Source organism: Rhizobium sp. AB2/73 (assembly GCF_020871915.1).
Taxonomy (GTDB): domain Bacteria; phylum Pseudomonadota; class Alphaproteobacteria; order Rhizobiales; family Rhizobiaceae; genus Rhizobium; species Rhizobium dioscoreae.
Window position 1 is genome coordinate 3,946,658 of the sequence record NZ_CP067071.1, and the last position, 16,951, is coordinate 3,963,608.

At 60.6% G+C, this 16,951-nt stretch carries 19 protein-coding genes; 6 read left to right on the forward strand and 13 right to left on the reverse strand.

Annotated elements, in window-relative coordinates:
• Window positions 1–5: 5 nt before the first annotated feature.
• From I8E17_RS19380 to I8E17_RS19405, 6 genes are all read right to left on the reverse strand, one after another.
• Window positions 6–1,295, reverse strand: coding sequence for an imelysin family protein (locus tag I8E17_RS19380; protein ID WP_113366557.1), 1,290 nt, complete (start codon window positions 1,293–1,295; stop codon window positions 6–8).
• Between the two features lie 220 nt (window positions 1,296–1,515).
• The gene (locus I8E17_RS19385) at window positions 1,516–2,805 is read right to left on the reverse strand and encodes an RsmB/NOP family class I SAM-dependent RNA methyltransferase (protein ID WP_069611069.1); all 1,290 of its coding nucleotides are present in this window, start codon (window positions 2,803–2,805) and stop codon (window positions 1,516–1,518) included.
• Between the two features lie 207 nt (window positions 2,806–3,012).
• A complete protein-coding gene (locus I8E17_RS19390; RefSeq protein WP_069611070.1) occupies window positions 3,013–3,381 on the reverse strand; it encodes a septal ring lytic transglycosylase RlpA family protein in 369 nt (122 codons plus the stop codon).
• A gap of 398 nt (window positions 3,382–3,779) precedes the next feature.
• Window positions 3,780–4,652, reverse strand: a complete 873-nt coding sequence (locus I8E17_RS19395) for an SDR family oxidoreductase (RefSeq protein ID WP_113366558.1) — start codon at window positions 4,650–4,652, stop codon at window positions 3,780–3,782.
• Entirely contained in the window at window positions 4,652–5,809 is a 1,158-nt protein-coding gene (gene queG / locus I8E17_RS19400; protein ID WP_113366559.1) for a tRNA epoxyqueuosine(34) reductase QueG, read from the reverse strand. Before queG ends, I8E17_RS19395 begins: the two co-directional genes overlap by 1 nt.
• A gap of 76 nt (window positions 5,810–5,885) precedes the next feature.
• Entirely contained in the window at window positions 5,886–6,578 is a 693-nt protein-coding gene (locus I8E17_RS19405) for a glutathione S-transferase family protein (RefSeq protein ID WP_015338534.1), read from the reverse strand.
• Window positions 6,579–6,729: 151 nt separating this feature from the next.
• Here I8E17_RS19405 and I8E17_RS19410 point away from each other — a divergent pair, with 151 nt between their 5' ends.
• Window positions 6,730–7,527, forward strand: a complete 798-nt coding sequence (locus I8E17_RS19410) for an undecaprenyl-diphosphate phosphatase (protein WP_113366560.1) — start codon at window positions 6,730–6,732, stop codon at window positions 7,525–7,527.
• Window positions 7,528–7,595: 68 nt separating this feature from the next.
• Here the strand turns inward: I8E17_RS19410 and I8E17_RS19415 are convergent, their stop codons facing one another.
• The 7 genes from I8E17_RS19415 to dnaN form a co-directional block, all read right to left on the reverse strand.
• Window positions 7,596–7,760 (reverse strand): hypothetical protein, encoded by a 165-nt coding sequence (locus I8E17_RS19415; RefSeq protein ID WP_047628464.1) that lies wholly within the window; start codon window positions 7,758–7,760, stop codon window positions 7,596–7,598.
• A 287-nt stretch (window positions 7,761–8,047) separates the two neighbouring features.
• Complete coding sequence (locus I8E17_RS19420) at window positions 8,048–9,028, reverse strand: complex I NDUFA9 subunit family protein (protein ID WP_069611074.1); 981 nt, start codon at window positions 9,026–9,028, stop codon at window positions 8,048–8,050.
• A 112-nt stretch (window positions 9,029–9,140) separates the two neighbouring features.
• On the reverse strand, window positions 9,141–9,428 hold the full coding sequence (locus I8E17_RS19425) for a DUF1330 domain-containing protein (protein WP_015338538.1): 288 nt from the start codon (window positions 9,426–9,428) through the stop codon (window positions 9,141–9,143).
• A 27-nt stretch (window positions 9,429–9,455) separates the two neighbouring features.
• Window positions 9,456–10,148 (reverse strand): orotidine-5'-phosphate decarboxylase, encoded by a 693-nt coding sequence (gene pyrF, locus I8E17_RS19430; RefSeq protein WP_069611075.1) that lies wholly within the window; start codon window positions 10,146–10,148, stop codon window positions 9,456–9,458.
• A 1-nt stretch (window position 10,149) separates the two neighbouring features.
• Window positions 10,150–10,737, reverse strand: coding sequence for a histidine phosphatase family protein (locus tag I8E17_RS19435; protein WP_113366561.1), 588 nt, complete (start codon window positions 10,735–10,737; stop codon window positions 10,150–10,152).
• A 19-nt stretch (window positions 10,738–10,756) separates the two neighbouring features.
• Window positions 10,757–11,350: a phospholipid N-methyltransferase PmtA gene (gene pmtA / locus I8E17_RS19440; RefSeq protein ID WP_069611077.1), complete on the reverse strand. Its 594-nt coding sequence runs from the start codon at window positions 11,348–11,350 to the stop codon at window positions 10,757–10,759.
• Window positions 11,351–11,509: 159 nt separating this feature from the next.
• The gene (gene dnaN / locus I8E17_RS19445; protein WP_095433735.1) at window positions 11,510–12,628 is read right to left on the reverse strand and encodes a DNA polymerase III subunit beta; all 1,119 of its coding nucleotides are present in this window, start codon (window positions 12,626–12,628) and stop codon (window positions 11,510–11,512) included.
• Between the two features lie 252 nt (window positions 12,629–12,880).
• Here dnaN and rsmI point away from each other — a divergent pair, with 252 nt between their 5' ends.
• The 5 genes from rsmI (at window position 12,881) to gshB (ending at window position 16,897) form a co-directional block, all read left to right on the forward strand.
• Window positions 12,881–13,789 (forward strand): 16S rRNA (cytidine(1402)-2'-O)-methyltransferase, encoded by a 909-nt coding sequence (gene rsmI / locus I8E17_RS19450; protein ID WP_113366562.1) that lies wholly within the window; start codon window positions 12,881–12,883, stop codon window positions 13,787–13,789.
• Complete coding sequence (locus I8E17_RS19455; protein WP_069611080.1) at window positions 13,782–14,162, forward strand: YraN family protein; 381 nt, start codon at window positions 13,782–13,784, stop codon at window positions 14,160–14,162. Before rsmI ends, I8E17_RS19455 begins: the two co-directional genes overlap by 8 nt.
• 100 nt (window positions 14,163–14,262) lie before the next feature.
• Window positions 14,263–15,258, forward strand: coding sequence for an endonuclease/exonuclease/phosphatase family protein (locus I8E17_RS19460; RefSeq protein WP_113366563.1), 996 nt, complete (start codon window positions 14,263–14,265; stop codon window positions 15,256–15,258).
• A 98-nt stretch (window positions 15,259–15,356) separates the two neighbouring features.
• Window positions 15,357–15,860, forward strand: a complete 504-nt coding sequence (locus I8E17_RS19465) for a cupin domain-containing protein (RefSeq protein ID WP_112722741.1) — start codon at window positions 15,357–15,359, stop codon at window positions 15,858–15,860.
• An 89-nt stretch (window positions 15,861–15,949) separates the two neighbouring features.
• Complete coding sequence (gene gshB, locus I8E17_RS19470; protein ID WP_015338547.1) at window positions 15,950–16,897, forward strand: glutathione synthase; 948 nt, start codon at window positions 15,950–15,952, stop codon at window positions 16,895–16,897.
• The last annotated feature ends 54 nt before the right edge of the window (window positions 16,898–16,951 follow it).

Consider the following 16,951-nt stretch of genomic DNA (forward strand, 5'->3'; position numbering starts at 1 on the left):
CCTTATTACTTCTTGGTGAAGACGGCGTTCGGGTTGTCCAGGCTGTCCGAACCTTCGAGCTTGATCGCGCCGAGATCGAGAGCGGCGATGACCCGCTGGATGCTCTTCGTCTGGTCGAGCAGGCCGTCGATAGCCTTCTGCACGGTGGCGTTGCCTTCCTTGTTGCCCTCGCCGATCATCTGGTCGTATTTCTCGACTGTCTCGCCGCGATGCACCATCGCCTTCATGGCGGCAAGCGTCGTGTCGAGCTTGCCTTCCATTTCCTTGTCGAGCGCCGGATCCTTGGCCTTGACCAGATCGTGCAGCGACGGACCCTTCAGCTTGGTGCCGTCGACGCGGGTGTAATTGCCGGTATAGGCAGACGCGATGCCGATGGCGTCGCCATTGTGCTCGTTATAGGTATTGTCCGAGAAGCAATCCTGCTCTTCTTCCGGATCGTGCAGCAGCAGGCCGAGCTTCATGCGCTCGCCGGCAAGTTCGCCGTAAGAAAGCGAGCCCATGCCGGTCAGGATGGTGGTCAGACCTGCCTTCGGATCGGCTTCGACATGCTTGGTGGCTTCGCCGTCCGCCGCCCACTTGTCGGTCATCTCCTGCAAATCCGAAACCAGCAGCGTCGAGGCGGATTTCAGATATTCGGCGCGGCGGTCGCAATTGCCGTGCGTGCAATTCTTCAGATCGTAATCGCTTGCGGGACGTTCGCCGGCACCGGCGTTGGTGCCGTGCAGATCCTGGCCCCAGAGCAGGAACTCGATGGCGTGGTAGCCGGTCGCGACGTTGGCTTCGACGCCACCGGCCTGATGCAGCGTGCCCGAGAGGAATTCCGGCGTCAGATGCGAGGCGTCGACATCCTTGCCGTTGATCTTGATCGTCTTGTTGGCGATGACGTTCGCGACATAGAGCGCGTTCTCATCGCTTTCCGTGCCGTAGGAGGCGTCGACATAATCGATCAGTCCTTCGTCCAGCGGCCAGGAATTGACCTTGCCTTCCCAATCGTCGACGATCGGGTTGCCGAAGCGGTAGACTTCCGTCTGCGCATAGGGAACACGGGCCTTGATCCAGGCCGCACGTGCCGCCTTCAGCGTCTGGTCGCTGGGGTTGGCGAGCAGAGCGTCGATCGCCTTGTCGAGTGCTTTCGCTGTCGTCAGCGCATCCTGATATTTGGCATGTGCCAGGTCCGCATAATGCTTGAGAACGGCGGCCGGCTCGGGAGCGGCTGCGAGAGCCGGCAGGCTGAATGCGGCGGTCGTGACCACGGCCACCGCGAGCGCGGCGCCAATTCTGTTTTTCAGTTTCATGTTCCTCTCCTGTGACAGCGGGAGCACCGTCAAAACTTGGCAATTTGTGTCATGTATGAAAAACAAACTTGTGTCAAACGCTCTAGTTTAGAACGATTTTAAGGCGAGAGACCAAGGGTTTAACGTCGCAAGCGAAATGGATTCGCTCGCGAATGCGCAGATATCGGGTGTTTGATATTGCGTCGGCAGAGCGGTGGAAGCAGGCTCGATCGTCGCCAGCTCACATCTTCCGCTGCAGGCGGCTGAAGAAGAAGCCGTCGGTATCGGTAGAGGCCGGCGTCAGGGTAATGGTCTTGCCGTCGGAGGAGCGGGGCTTTGCGGCATCCTTGCCGAACAGCGTCTCCCAGGAGCTCAGGGTTTCCACCACTTCGAAATCCGGATTCTGGGCGGCGAAACGGTTCACCTGCGCCTCATTCTCCTCCGGCAGCACCGAGCAGGTGACATAGAGCAGAGCGCCGCCGGGACGGACGAACTCTCCGGCTTGCGCCAGCGCTTCCTGCTGCTGGCTGGTGCGTTCGTCGAGGTTTTTCTGTGTCAGCCGCCATTTGGTATCGGGACGCCGCCGCCAGGTGCCGGTACCGGTGCAGGGAGCATCGACCAGCACTTTGTCGAACTTGCCGCGCAGTTGGAGCAGGCCATTGCGGTCGTCGTGGACCTGAACGTTGCGGGTGCCGGCCCGCTTCAGCCGCTCGATGATCGGCGCCAGCCGCCGCCGGTCGCTGTCATAGGCATGGACCTGGCCCTTGTTGTGCATCGCGGCCGACATGGCGAGCGTCTTGCCGCCACCACCGGCGCAATAATCGAGCACCTGATCGCCCTCTTCGGGCAGGACCAGATCGGCGACGATCTGCGAGCCTTCATCCTGCACCTCGAACCAGCCCTTCTGGAACGAAAGTTCGGCCGTGACGTTCGGCAGGCGGGATGCGCCTTCTCCGGCGGGAATACGGATGCCGAAACGGGCGATGTTCGATGGCTGCCCGCCGGCGCGCTCCAGGGCCTTCACGACTTTGGCGCGGTCGGCCTTCAGCGCATTGGCGCGAAGGTCGAGCGTCGGGCGCTCGGCAAGGGCCTTGGCTTCGGCAAGCCAGCCATCGCCGAAGGCTTGGCTGAAGGAGGGCTCGACCCATTCGGGAATATCACCCTGGACGTGACGCGGCGCGTCTCCGAGCTTGCGGGCCGCAAAGGCGGCCAATGTTTCGGCGCTCGGCGCCTCGGGTGCAAATTTATCGCCGTCCAGCTCGGCAGCCAGCGCCTCCGGCGTCAGGCCCCATTGGCGGAAGAGCACGGCATGGGCAAGCGCGGACGCGCTGTCGTCTTCCATCAGCCAGGCATGCGAAAGCCGCATGCGCAGGGCGTCATAGACGATGTTGCCGATCGCGGCCCTGTCGCCGGAGCCGGCGAAGCGATGGGCCAGGCCCCAATCTTTCAGGGCATCGGCCACCGGTCGCTTGCGCGCTTCGATATCCGCAAGAACTTCGATGGCCCCCTGCAATCGGCCGCCCAGACGCATTCACACTCTCCTGCTCGCGCGTGACCCGGAACCCGTTGGAGCTCATCTTGGGACTGTGCGCCCTACCAAAAATCGCTGACGGCTCGCCAATCCGCATAAATAGTGCCCAAGGCGGCGGATTTTGAGACGTCTCAATCGCGTGGTAGCCGCGATTGGCCGAGAGAGCAAGCGTCATGCCGATTGCCGGATGGTTCCGGCTTGCGGCGATTACTTCGAGGCGACGACCTCGTAACAGACTTTGGCGGTACCCGAAGCGACCATGCCGATGTTCTGTGCGGCAGCGCGGGAGAGATCGAGAACACGTCCGCGAATGAAAGGCCCACGGTCGTTGATGCGAACGACGACGCTGCGGCCATTGTGCTTGTTGGTGACCCTGAGACGCGTGCCGAAGGCGAGCGAGCGGTGGGCGGCAGTAAGATTTCTGGAACTCATGCGTTCCCCGGAAGCAGTTCGGGAGCTTCCCCCGTACCATGAAGCGCCTCCGCAGCCAGCGGATGCAAATGCCGGAGTCGAAACGACAGCAATGGAGGCGGATATAGTTGCGGCGATTGCCAAAGAACGTGCGATTTTCTTCAAACCGATTTTTCCCTCAAGCTATTGAACTTGCGCCCTGGGTAGGCGGCGGGGCTTAAATCAGGCCAAAAATGGCGAAAAAGTGCCACCATCGATCACGGAATATTACGATATGTAACATTTGTGATGCTAAGGGAATACTAGGGCTATTCAGCGGATTTGCTTGATTGTGGAAAAAACCCAATAAAATCAGTTAAAAATGGAACGAATTTTCTCATAGGCATCGACCGGTGCCGTTCATCACAAAAATCGGAAAAATATTTTTCCGGCTTTGCCATAATCGCTGCCGCATTTGTGCAATTTTAGAGGTCGTTAACCATAAATATGGAGTAAATTGAACTAGGGGAGCCGGCTAAGTAGGAATTTTCGTGCGATCCGGCGGGGATATCGGAGGCGATTTCTCAGCCGCGCCATGCTCGAGAGGACCAGAGTTCGGCAAGCGACATGCGATACTCTGGGTAGCGGAGCTGGAAGCCGAGCGCGCGCAGTTTCGCGTTCGAAACGCGCTTGTTCTCGCCATAGAAGGAGCGTGCCATCGGCGTCAGCTCAGCCGTTTCGAAAGGCTGTTCCGGTGGCGGTTCGACGCCCATCAGGCGGGCGGCCTCGGCAACGACATCCTGCGGCGGCGCAGGTTCGTCATCGGTGACATTATATATGCCGCCGAGTTTGCGATCGGACAGGAAGCGGGCACATGCGCCGATATCCTCGACGCGGATGCGATTGAACACCTGGTTCGCCTTGATGAGCCGCCGCGCGGTTCCCTTTTCCAGATTGCAGAAGGCATTGCGGCCCGGGCCGTAGATGCCGGAAAGCCGCAGCACGGCAACGGGGAGGCCGAGCCGGATGCCGGCGCGCAGCCAGCCGTCTTCTGCCTCTACCCGCTCGACGGAGCGATCGGCGATCGGATGCAGCGATGTCTGTTCGCTGACCCAGGCTCCCTTATGGTCGCCATAGACGCCGACCGTCGAAAGATAGCAGATCCATTCCAGCTTCGGCATCAACGCCTTGAGATTGAGCTGCGCCAGCCGCAACAGTGGATCGCCTGATTTGCCCGGTGCGATCGATTGCACCAGATGCGTGGCGCTTTGCATCGCCTCGGCAAGAGCCGGGGCGAGGGTCTCGCCGTCGAAGACGAAGGCCTCGATGCCATCTTTCGTCAGCTGCTCGGCCTTGTCGGCGGAGCGGGTGGTGCCGGTGATGCGAATGCCGGAGCCGGCGAAGGCCTTGGCGATGGCCGTTCCGGAATAGCCGCAGCCGAAAATCATCACATGCATCACGATACCCCTGCCAGTTTCCATTCGGCGCGAACCTCTTCGTCCGCCTCGTCATTTCTTTCTGCCGCAAACGCGCGGAATTCGCCAGCCGTCATCAGCCGGGACAGCGCCCAGACCGCCATGCCGCGCACGGTGGGGGAGGGGTCTCTCGCCAGTTCGCGACATCTCTCTATAAGGGAGCGATCGCCCGAATTGCCGGCAGCGATCAGCACATTGCGGATGAACCGGTCCCTGCCGATGCGCTTGACGGGTGAGCCGCTGAAGAATGTGCGGAAGCTTGCATCATCCAGATCGAGCAGGAAGGCGAGGGACGGTTCCTTGAGATCGTCCCGAGCCACCAGCTTCATCTCCGAGGCGGCACTGGCGAACTTGTTCCAGGGACAGGCAGCAAGACAATCGTCGCAGCCGTAGATGCGGTTGCCGATCAACGGCCGAAGCTCAGGATCGATCGGACCCTTGTGCTCAATGGTCAGATAGGAAATGCAGCGACGCGCATCGAGCTGATAAGGAGCCGGGAAGGCAGCGGTCGGGCAGACGTCGAGGCAGGCCCGGCAGGAGCCGCAATGGTCTTTCTCCGGCTCATTGGGCTCGAGATCGGCCGTGGTGAACATCGAGCCGAGAAAGAGCCAGGAGCCAAAGCCACGGCTGACCAGATTCGTGTGCCTGCCCTGCCAGCCGAGGCCGGCAGCCGCTGCGAGCGGCTTCTCCATGACCGGTGCGGTATCGACGAAGACCTTGACGTCCTCTTTCGAGCGCGCCGCGAAGCGAGTAGCGATCTCCTTCAGCCGTCCTTTTATGACATCGTGATAGTCGCGGTTTCGGGCATAGACGGAGATTGCCGCCCTGTCCTTTTTCTCCAGAATGTCCCGCGGATCTTCGTTAGGGCCGTAATTGAGGCCGAAGACGACGATGGACCGCGTCTCGCTCCAGAGTACGCGCGGATCGCCTCGGCGGTCGCGGGTCTCCTCCATCCAGCTCATGGTGCCGTGATGGCCCTTGTCGAGAAACTGGCCGAGCCGCATCGCCGCTTGCGGAATAGCATCCGGCCTAGTGATGCGACAGAGATCGAAACCTTGGGCACGCGCTTCCTCTCGCACGAAAGCCGTCAGCGTGCTTCTGCGCTTGTCCGCTTTTTCCGTTTCGCGATTATCGGGCATATCGAGCCCTCGTCATAGCAATTCCAGGATAAGGTGCGTTAGCGGTTTTCGGTCCGGAACTGCGTGAAAAAACGCTCTAGAAATCCAGATCGGCGTAGTGCGAGACCGGAGTGACGCCTCGCACGCGCTCCGCCAGAATGGGCCGGAAGGAAGGGCGCGACTTCAGCCGCTGATACCATTCCTTGGCGACAGGCGATTCCGTCCAGTCGATCTCGCCCAGATAATCTAGCACGGAAACCGAGGCCGCGGCGGCGAGATCGGCATAGCTCAGCCGCTCGCCGGCCAGCCACTGCCGCGAGCCTGCGAGCCAGGAGAGATACTTCATGTGCTGGCGGATATTGCCGCGCGCCATGCGCATGACTTTGGAATCGGGCGCGCCGCCGCCCTGTTCGGCGGTCATCTGAAGCTTGAAGACGCGCTCGCGCGTCAGCGGCCGCGTCACATCCTGCTCCATCTTCTGCATGAACCATTCCGTCAGCCGGCGGATTTCGGCGCGCTGGAACGGATCTTCGGCCAGGAGCCGGCGATCGCGCTTCAGAACGCCATGTGTCTCGTCGAGATATTCGGAGATGACCGAAGCGCCGCAGAGCGCCCGCATGCTGTCATCGACGTAGACCGGCAGGGTGCCAGCCGGGTTCAGAGCCAGGAAATCGCGGCGCTTTTCCCAGGTCTGTTCCTCGATCAGCTCCGTCTGATAGCCATATTCCGTCAGGATCAGACGAACGAACCGGGAAGAAGATGACATTGGGTGATGATACAGCGTCGGCATTGGTACTCGGGTGTTTCTGATTGATGCTACGGAAGTCTTTTCGGTCGCGATTCTGCGGCCCTAGTCATTTGTCATCGGTTGAAGCTATAGGATCTTGGCCTAGTTTGCACAAGCGAATCGGGCCGCCCTGCCGTTAGACAAAGGACACGATATGGCTGAACAAATTGTTATCGCGTTGGTTTTAGGCCTTGTAGAGGGGCTTACGGAGTTCATTCCGGTCTCCTCGACAGGCCATCTGATACTGCTTGGACATTTTCTCGGCTTCAAATCGGCCGGTACTTTTGAAGTTTTGATCCAGCTCGGCGCGATTCTCGCCATTCTGCTTGTCTATTTCAATCGCCTCGTCCAGATCGCCAAGGCGCTCCCCGTCAGCGCCAAGGCTCGTCACTTCGTGCTCGCAGTCCTTTTCGGCTTTCTGCCCGCCGCCGTCATCGGCGCACTGGCGCATGATTTCATCAAGACCGTACTGTTCGATTCGCCGAAGGTCATCTGTATCTCGCTGATCCTCGGCGGCATCGTTCTGCTCGTCATCGACAGGATCGAGTTCAAGCCGAAATACACCAGCGCTTACGAATTTTCCTGGCCCATGGCGGTCAAGATCGGCTTCTTCCAGTGCCTGGCCATGATCCCTGGAACGTCGCGCTCCGGTTCCACCATCGTCGGTGCCCTGCTGCTCGGTGCCGATAAGCGTTCAGCCGCCGAGTTTTCCTTCTTCCTCGCCATGCCGACAATGGTCGGCGCCTTCACGCTGGATTTGTGGAAAAGCCGCCATGATCTCAGCTTCGCCGATGGTCAACTGATCGTCATCGGCTTCTTCATGGCCTTTGTTTCGGCGCTGTTTGTGGTGCGCGCGCTGCTCGACTTCGTATCCCGCCGTGGTTACGCCCCTTTCGCATGGTGGCGCATTGCCGTCGGCGCAATCGGTCTCATCGGTCTCTATTTCGGCTGAGACCGATCGTCGGGGCTGATATCCTGAAAAAGTGAAGGCCGGTGAAAACCGGCCTTTTTCATACCCGATCAGTTCGGGGAGGACGCGTCGATGGAACCCGTCGTGCAGGGATCGACGCCGTAGGTCGGCGCACATTCGCCCTTGATTGAGGCGATGCTGCCGCGAGCCACGAAGGAGCCTGCGAGAATCACCAGTGCCGCGCACGCAAACAGAAGCGCGATAGACTTGCCCATCGAAGAATGCCTTTCCGCAGAAGTGTGAAGCGCGCCGCGAACCGGTTCATTGTCCAAGCCTGAGACGCGCGGCTGTGTTAGTCAGTGGAATGACGAATAGCAATAAATGTTCATATTAAATTTGACGTTAATGCTACTATTTCCGCACTGCGTCTTTTAAGCAACGCTGAGCTGTGAATGGCGCGGCTCCGCCAGCGTCATGAAGTACGGTCTGCCTTCGCTGGGCAGCAAAAAACGCCGCCCGGCGGAACCGTGCGGCGCTTGAACTTCACGAAATGGCCGAATCGTCAGGCGGCTTTGCCCGAGCCGGTAAACTGGCCCTGCGGACGGTAACGCACCAGATAGGACGGCAGCACCGAGACGAGTAATGTCGGCAGCAGGCCGATGCCCTTCAGGGTGCGTCCTTCCGCTTCCGCCTGCTTGGAAACGACATTGTCGCTCTTCAGCAGCGTTACCTGATCGGCGGTGATCGGCGGCTTGATAAGCGGCACCAGCGACGCGACCGAGCCGATCAGCGAAGCCAGGCCGAACGGAATGGAGACGAGCGACTTCTTCCGGTTGATGACGGCAAGCGTGGTCTCGAGACATTCGCGGAAGGACAGCACTTCCGGACCGCCGAGCTCATAGGTCGTGCCGGCCTTCAGTTTGCCGTCGACGCTGCGGGCAACGGTCTCGGCGATATCCTGAACGTAGACTGGCTGGAATTTGGTCTTGCCGCCGCCGATCAGCGGCAGGAAGGGCGCGGTGCGCGACATGTCGGCAAATTTATTGAAGAAATCATCTTCAGGGCCGAAGACGATCGAAGGACGCAGGATGATCGCATCCGGCTTGATCGACAGGATGGCGGCTTCGGCGCGCGCCTTGGTTCGGGCATAGGCCGAGGGTGAATTGGCATCGGCGCTGAGGGAGGAAATATGCGTCAGCGAAGCGCCGGCATTGCGGGCGGCTTCCGCAATCGCCTTGGCACCGAATTCCTGTACAGCGTCGAACGTGTTGCGGCCGCTTTCGGCGAGAATGCCGACGCAGTTGACGACATGCTGAGCGCCTTCAACGGCACGGTCGATGGAATTGCGGTAGCGCACATTGGCCTGGACGATCGAAATCTGGCCGAGATTGCCGAGTGGCTGCAGGAAACCGGCAAGATCGGGGCGGCGAACAGCGACACGGATGCGATAGCCGCGCTTGGCAAGCGCACGCACGGTGTGTCGCCCGATGAAACCTGATCCTCCGAACACGGTGACGAGCGGCGGGAGGTTGGACAGGGTCATGGCAGGCTCCTCGAAAGGCTTTGATTGGGCTTATCTGGTTTCGTCTTAGCCGATCCGCGCGCCGAGGTGAAGTGCTATCGCGCTGCATTGCAGCGTCGGCTTTTCAAGGGGTTTAAACCCCTTCGACAACAACCATTTCGGCGTCTGCCACCTGCTGCCGGATTTTGGCCGCGATCTGGTATTCCGGCGAATTGTAGCAATCGACGGCGTGCTGCAGCGACGGAAATTCGATGACGACGTTACGGCCGCGTGCCTGTCCCTCAAGCGGGGTAAACGCTCCGCCGCGTGCAAGGAAATTCGCGCCGTATTTCTCGAAGGCGGGCTTCGCGGCGGCGACATAATCCTTGTAGCGCTCGGGGTCGCGGACATCCACGCGCGCGATCCAATATCCCTTTGCCATATCGACCTTCCTGATTGTTGTGGTGGTTTAAAGTGCAGCGTCCATTTCGGCGAGAATGGCGCGGGCGGCTTGCCTCGGATCGGCCGCTTTGACGATCGGCCTTGCGACGACGAGATGGCTCGAGCCTGCCTTGATGGCAGCGGCAGGCGTCATCACACGCTTCTGGTCGCCCTTGTCGCTGCCGGCCGGACGGATGCCGGGGGTCACCAGCGCCATATCAGGCCCGATGATCTTGCGGACGGCGGCGGACTCTTCGGCCGAACAGACGATGCCGCCCATGCCGGCGAGATGGGCCTGTTCGGCCCGGCGCAGCACCAGCGTATGCGGGTCATATTCATAACCGGCGGCGATGAGATCGCCTTCGTCCATCGAGGTCAGCACAGTGACACCGAGCAGGCAGAGATCGGAGCCCTTGGCGGCTTCGACAGCCGCCTTCATGGCTTTCGGGTAGGCGTGCAGCGTCAGCATCGACATGCCCATCTTGACGATATTCTCCACGCCGGAGGCGACCGTATTATCAATGTCGAGCAATTTCATATCGAGGAAGATCTTCTTGCCGCTGGCGGCAAGGTCGCGCGCGAATTCCAGGCCGCCGGCAAAAGCGAGCTGATAGCCGATCTTGTAATAGAGGATATCGTCGCCGAGGGCGCCGACCACTTTTTCGGCCTCCTGAAGGTTTGGAACATCCAGTCCAACGATCAAGCGGTCGCGTGCGGTCATATCAAGCCCATCCCATCCAATCTTCCATGGGTGTCCAGTCGCATGAGACGGCGCGCTTCGCAAGATCGAAACAGAAAAGATTGCCGCCCCCTGGCGGCTGATCGCCCTGCCGCGCGATCGGCTTTCCTTGCAGATGACATTTCAGCAGCGTGCCGACGCCGCCATGGCCGACGAAGGCGATCGGCACGTTCGGATCATGCCGTGCAAGAACGGCCTCGAGATTGAAGACGATTCTCGCTTGCGCGTCGACGGCGCGTTCCCAGCCCTTGAAGCTTTCATACGGATTGGCGAAGAACCAGTCCGCTGCTTTTTCGAACTCCGGCGGCGCCAGAAAGCCCGTGGCACTGCGGTCGTTTTCATGCATGGCCTCGATAATGTCGATCGGCGCACCGCTTGCCGTCGCCAGAGCCTCGGCCGTCTCGATTGCCTTGCGCTCTCCGCTGGAGACGATCAGGCCCAGCTTGCTGGCCCAAGGCCGGGTCGCCGCCAGCCGCGCCCGCTCGGCGCCAATGCCGGACAAGCCCCATTGCGGCACCGGCACATTCGCGTCGATCCGCACCTGCGGGTGCGTAATATAAAGGGCGTACATGGATTTCTCAGCGATTGTCTCAGCCGCGGCTATAGATCCAGAGCTGGGCTGGCGGAATATTGCGGACGATGAAGTCGTAATGCCGAATATGGTATCGGTCCGGCTTGGCAATGATCGGCGACACCGGGCCGTAAGAGATCTGCACCACCGGCCGGCCGGGCGGAATGCGATCCAGCAGGTTTTCGAGAAGCGCGACGCGCGCTTTCATCGGAAAATTGAGGAGGGGAATGCCCGAGACGACGGAATCGAAGGTCTGGCCGCGCAGCACGCCCAGCGTCTTATCGAGATCGAAAGCGTCCCCATTGATGAAGTTGACGCCTGGGTAACGGCGGACGAGATGATTATAGAAATCGGTGGAATACTCAATGGCGACGAGTTTTTGCGGCTCTATACCTCGTCCGAGGATCGCCTTGGTGATCGCCCCGGTTCCCGGCCCAAGCTCCAGCACGGGCAGGCCGGATTGCGGGTTGATGACACCAGCCATCTTGCGGGCCGTGATCGACGACGTCGGAACGATCGAGCCGACGGTCTTGGGGCCTTGCATCATGCCCTTGAAGAAACGGATCTCCTCGTCGAATTTCTTGCCAAGCCGTTCCTTGAGACGCAGCGCCATGCTCTCCCCCCATAGATGTTATCGTCGCGACTTACATATTGCTTCTCTAGGATCTTGCAACGGAGTGACGCAATAACAAGAGAAAATGTCGCAATCGACAAAAGACCAAATAAAAGCGCCCTTGCGTGGGTTAAACGCATGAAGGGCGCTTTAGTTTCGCTACACGCGCATCGGCATCAATACATAAAGCGCGTCGTCGCCGGCCGTGTCGCGGATGAGCGTCGGCGAGCCGGCGTCGGCCAGCAGGAATATGGCCGCATCGCCGGAAAGCTGCGCGGTAATGTCGAGCAGGTACTTGGCGTTGAAGCCGATTTCCATCGGATCCATCTCGTAGCCGACGGCGACTTCTTCCGTCGCACTTCCCGAATCGGGATTGTTGACGGTCAGCAGCAGCTGGCCGTCGGACAGAGCAAGCTTTACAGCGCGGCCACGCTCCGAAGAGATGGTCGACACGCGATCGACAGCCTGGGCGAAGGTCTCGCAATCGACCCGCATTTCCTTGTCGTTGTTGGCCGGAATGACGCGCTGATAGTCCGGGAAAGTACCGTCTATCAACTTTGACGTCATGACGATGGAGCCGATGGTCAGACGGATTTTGGCGTCGGAGACTTCGACGGTCACGATCGCATCCGGCGTGTCCACGAGCTTCTGCAGTTCACCCACCGTCTTGCGCGGGATGATGATCCCGGGCATGCCTTCGGAGCCAGAGGGAGCGCTGACATCGGCGCGTGCCAGGCGATGGCCGTCCGTGGCGACGGCTCTAAGCTTCAGGTCACCGCCGCTTTCGATCGTGTGGAAGAAGATGCCGTTGAGGTAATAACGCGTCTCCTCGGTGGAGATCGCGAACTGCGTCCGGTCGATCAGCATCTTCAGATCGGAGGCCTTCAGCTTGAAGGAATGGCTGAAGCTGCCGGCAGTGAGATCCGGAAAATCGGATTCCGGCAGGCATTGCAGCGAGAATTTCGAACGCCCGGAGGCGACCGTCATCGAGCTGCCATCGGTGTTGGTGGCAAGAAGCACTTCCGAGCCGTCGGGAAGCTTGCGCACGATATCGTAGAGCAGATGCGCGGGAACCGTAGTGGCGCCTGCCTGTTCGACATTGGCGGGCGTTGCCTCGGTGATTTCGAGGTCAAGGTCGGTCGCCTTCATGTCGAGGTTCGTGCCGTCGGCCTTGAGCAGCACGTTGGACAGGATCGGGATCGTGTTGCGACGCTCGACCACGCGATGCACGTGGTTCAGCGACTTCAGGAGGTTCGACCGCTCAATTGTAATACGCATGGATGCTACCGCTTTCGACCGTGACTAGCCGGGCGGCCCGAGGCGCCCGAGCGACATGTTTTCGGACAAGGCCCGAAAGATTGGACAGGCAACTTGGCAGACTTCTCCATCCGAATGCAAGAGGCATAGACGTTTTGCTTAGCGCCAATTCGCCATTTCGACGGCAATGCTCCACAGGAATTGCACCGCTCTTGCCGTCCGTGCGCGCCTCGCCCATAAAGGCTGCTTATCCGAGATGAATTCAGGACCGGCATGAGCGAAGACCAATCAGGCAGCGGAGCGCGCAGTTTCCGCCTGCACAACAATCAGATCCCGGCCCGCCCTCTCGAACCGGCGCTCTATCTGGTCGCCACCCCGATTGGCAATCTCGGCGACATCACGCTGCGGGCGCTGGAAACGCTGGCCGGCGCCGATGTGCTCGCCTGCGAGGATACGCGCGTGACGCGCGTCCTGCTCGATCGCTATGGCATCCAGAACAAGCCTTACGCCTACCACGAGCACAATGCCGACGAGGTCGGGCCGCGGCTTCTGCAGGCTTTGGAGGCCGGCCGATCTGTTGCGCTGGTCTCCGATGCCGGCACGCCGCTCGTCTCCGATCCCGGCTACCGGCTTGCGGTGCAGGCGATCGAGGCGGGATACAAGGTCGTGCCCATTCCCGGCGCTTCCGCACCGCTGGCGGCTCTCGTCGGCTCCGGCCTGCCGAACGATGCCTTCTTCTTCGCCGGTTTCCTGCCCGCCAAGGACAAGGGTCGCCGCGACCGCCTGGCCGAGCTGGCAGCCGTACCGGCGACCCTCATCTTCTTTGAATCGCCGCATCGCATTGCCGCCACCCTTGCAGCCGCCGCCGATGTGCTTGGTGGTGAGCGCGCGGGCGCCGTCTGCCGCGAGCTGACGAAAACCTTCGAGGAATTCCGCCGTGGTACGCTCTCCGAACTCGCCGCATTCTATGACACTGTCGATAATGTAAAGGGCGAGATCGTCTGGCTTGTGGGACCGCCGGCGGAAAGCGTTGCGGCGGAGGCCGATGTCGATGCCATCCTCGCCGATCTCTCAGGGACGATGCCGACAGCCAAGGCCGCGACCGAGGCTGCGCGCCTCACTGGCCTGCCGCGAAAGGAGCTGTATCAGCGCCTGCTCGACATGAAGAAGCGCCATGGCTGATACGAAGCCGGGGTCGGGCGAGAAGCTGAGGCGGCAAAAAGCCTGGCGTCGCGGCCATGTGGCCGAATATCTCGCGGCCGCCTTCCTGATGCTCAAGGGCTATCGCATCCTGGCAATCCGCCACCGCACCAAGCTCGGTGAAATCGATATCGTCGCCCGCAAGGGTGATCTCGCCATCTTTGTCGAGGTCAAGTCGCGGCGCGGCGCACAGGAGGCGATCGATGCCGTTTCCCTCTCGTCGCAGACGCGCATCCGTGCCGCCAGCGATCTATGGCTCGCCCGACAGCCGGATTTTGCCCGCCTGTCGCAACGCTATGACATCGTCGCCATGCTGCCCGGCCGCTGGCCGCAGCATTTTCCGGATGCGTTTTGAATACGGCGTTACAGGACCGTCATAAAATCAGCCTATTGCCGGACCGATAAGCGTTCGCGACTTCCGCCGCGCTCACAATGCTATTTCGACAGGCTTCAATATGATCCGCAACACCGTTTCCGCATTCACCGTTCCCTTGCAGGAAGAGCGCAAGAGCTTTATTTCACTCGAAAAGACCGCGGTCGTTCACGCCGAGAAGCTTGCATCACTCGCCTGCCTGAATGCGGTGCGCATCGGCGGGGTGGGTGCCAAGGTCGAGGCTCTCTCCTTCCCCTTTACCGTCGCGGCCTGGAATCTCGAGCGCTGCCTCTTTCCCGAGGAAAGCGCCGCCAAGCTGCGGGAGACCAGCGCGCCGCAGATCCTGCTGTCGGAAATGGATCTGGGCATGGCCCGCACCGAACAGCGCGACCCGACGGCGATCATTGCCGGCGAACTCGGCATGAACTACGCCTATGGTGTCGAATTCCTCGAACTCAGTCTCGGTTCGGAAATCGAACGCTCCTACTGCAAGGACGATTTCAACGAGAAGGGCTTTCATGGCAACGCCCTGATGGCCTCAGTCGCCCTGAAGGATGCCTTCATGATCCGTCTGCCCGGCGAGGCCGTCTGGTTCAATGACAGCAACGAGCAGCCGCGCATTGGCGATCGTTGCGCTGTCGGCGCCATTGTTGAGACGGAAGCTGGTCCCATGATCGCCGTTTCCGTTCACCTTGAGAGCGTCGCAACCGCTGCCTATCGCGAGCGGCAGTTGGCTGCCCTGATCGATGAGGTCGAGGTTTTCGCGCCTGGCCTGCCGATCCTGATCGGCGGCGATCTCAACACCGGCAATCACACCGGCGGCGATTTCTCCACCGATACGCTGTTCGCCATGGCCGAAGGCCGAGGCTTCGAGTGCCATGGCGGGCCGCTCGATCAGACGAGCACGCGCCCGAGCCTGATCACGCGCTTTCCCGATCGCGCCATGAAACTCGACTGGTTCATCACCCGCGGCTTGAAAATCGGCGAAAGCCACCTTGTTTCCTCCCTGAACGGAGAAGGCAAGCCGCTCTCCGACCACGATATGGTCGTCTGCACAATCGAGGGTTTTTCCGCCTGACCGCTGCAATCGTTAAAATGCGCTCGGTTTCATGAACTTTCCCCTTACGCGTTCTATGCGATGAGATCGCAGACGCACATGGAATTTTGGGGGATTGCATGGTCTTGAAACTGATGTTGGCGAGCATGGCGGCCTTTGCCACCCGTGCCGCGCCGGTCGTGCTCGCGATGCCGCAGTCGAAGAGCTTCGTGGCGGGCGCCAGCAACGAAATGGAAATGAAGCCATCGCCGATCGAACCCTCCTGGGTTTTGTCAGGCAATCCGGTCGCCCGTATCGCCGAGCACTCGCGCGGGCAGGACGATGCCGCAATGACGGCGCTGTGGGATTGCACCGCGGGCGAGTTCCGCTGGTATTTCGGCTGGGACGAAACGGTGATGATCCTTGAGGGCGAGGTGCATATCACCACGGAAGACGGCGTCGAGCGGACGCTCAGCGCCGGCGATGTCGCTTATTTTGCCGGCGGCACCTGGGCGACATGGCGCATCGATCGCTACCTGCGCAAGGTTGCCTTTCTGCGCAAGCCGTTCCCGAAGCCTCTGACCATGGCTTATCGCCTGCGCAACTTAGTCCGGCAGGGCGGCGCACAAGGCCTTGCTGCCTAAGCGGCCACTTGAGGGAAGCCATTGAATAGCCGTTGCGTTTGCATGCGGGCCGACCTACATCTGTGCGCAAATCCGAGCGAGGGCTGACTATGGCTGGTATCAAGAATGTTGCGGTCCAGATGGACCATGTGAAAAGCATCAACATTGCGGGTGACTCCACCTTCGCCATGAGCCTCGAGGCGCAGAACCGGGGCTACAAGCTCTTCCACTATACGCCGGAGCGGCTGAGCATGCGCGACGGCAAGGTCTATGCCTCCGTCGAGCCGATGATCCTGCGCGACGTCAAGGGCGATCATTTCGAGCTCGGCGAGCCGGAGCGCGTCGATCTTTCCACCATGGACGTGGTGCTGCTGCGCCAGGATCCGCCATTCGACATGGCCTATATCACCTCGACGCATCTCCTCGAGCGCATCCATCCGAAGACGCTCGTGGTCAACGATCCGGCCTGGGTGCGCAACTCGCCGGAAAAGATCTTCGTCACCGAATTCGCCGATCTCATGCCGAAGACGCTGATTACGCGCGATCCGGCTGAAATCCGCCGCTTCCGCGATGAAATGGGCGACATCATCCTGAAGCCGCTCTATGGCAACGGCGGCGCCGGTGTGTTCCACTCGACGCGTGACGACCGCAATCTCTCGTCGCTGCTGGAAATGTTCGGCCAGCTCTTCCGCGAGCCCTTCATTGCCCAGCAATACCTGCCAGACGTGCGCAAGGGCGATAAGCGCATCATCCTCGTCGATGGCGAGGCTGTTGGCGCGATCAACCGCGTGCCGGCCGAGCATGACGCCCGCTCCAACATGCATGTCGGCGGCCGCGCCGAAGCTACCGAGCTGACGGCGCGCGAACAGGAAATCTGCAAGCGCATTGGACCGGCTCTGAAGGAGCGCGGCTTCCTGCTCGTCGGCATCGACGTCATCGGCGACTATATGACCGAGATCAACGTGACGTCGCCGACCGGCATCCGCGAAGTCAAGCGCTTCGGTGGCGCCGATATCGCCAGCCTGCTCTGGGACGCGATCGAAGCCAAGCGAGCCTGATCGGCAGTTCCCACCACGCTCTCAGCTGAACGAATTCACTCAGGCATGTCGATA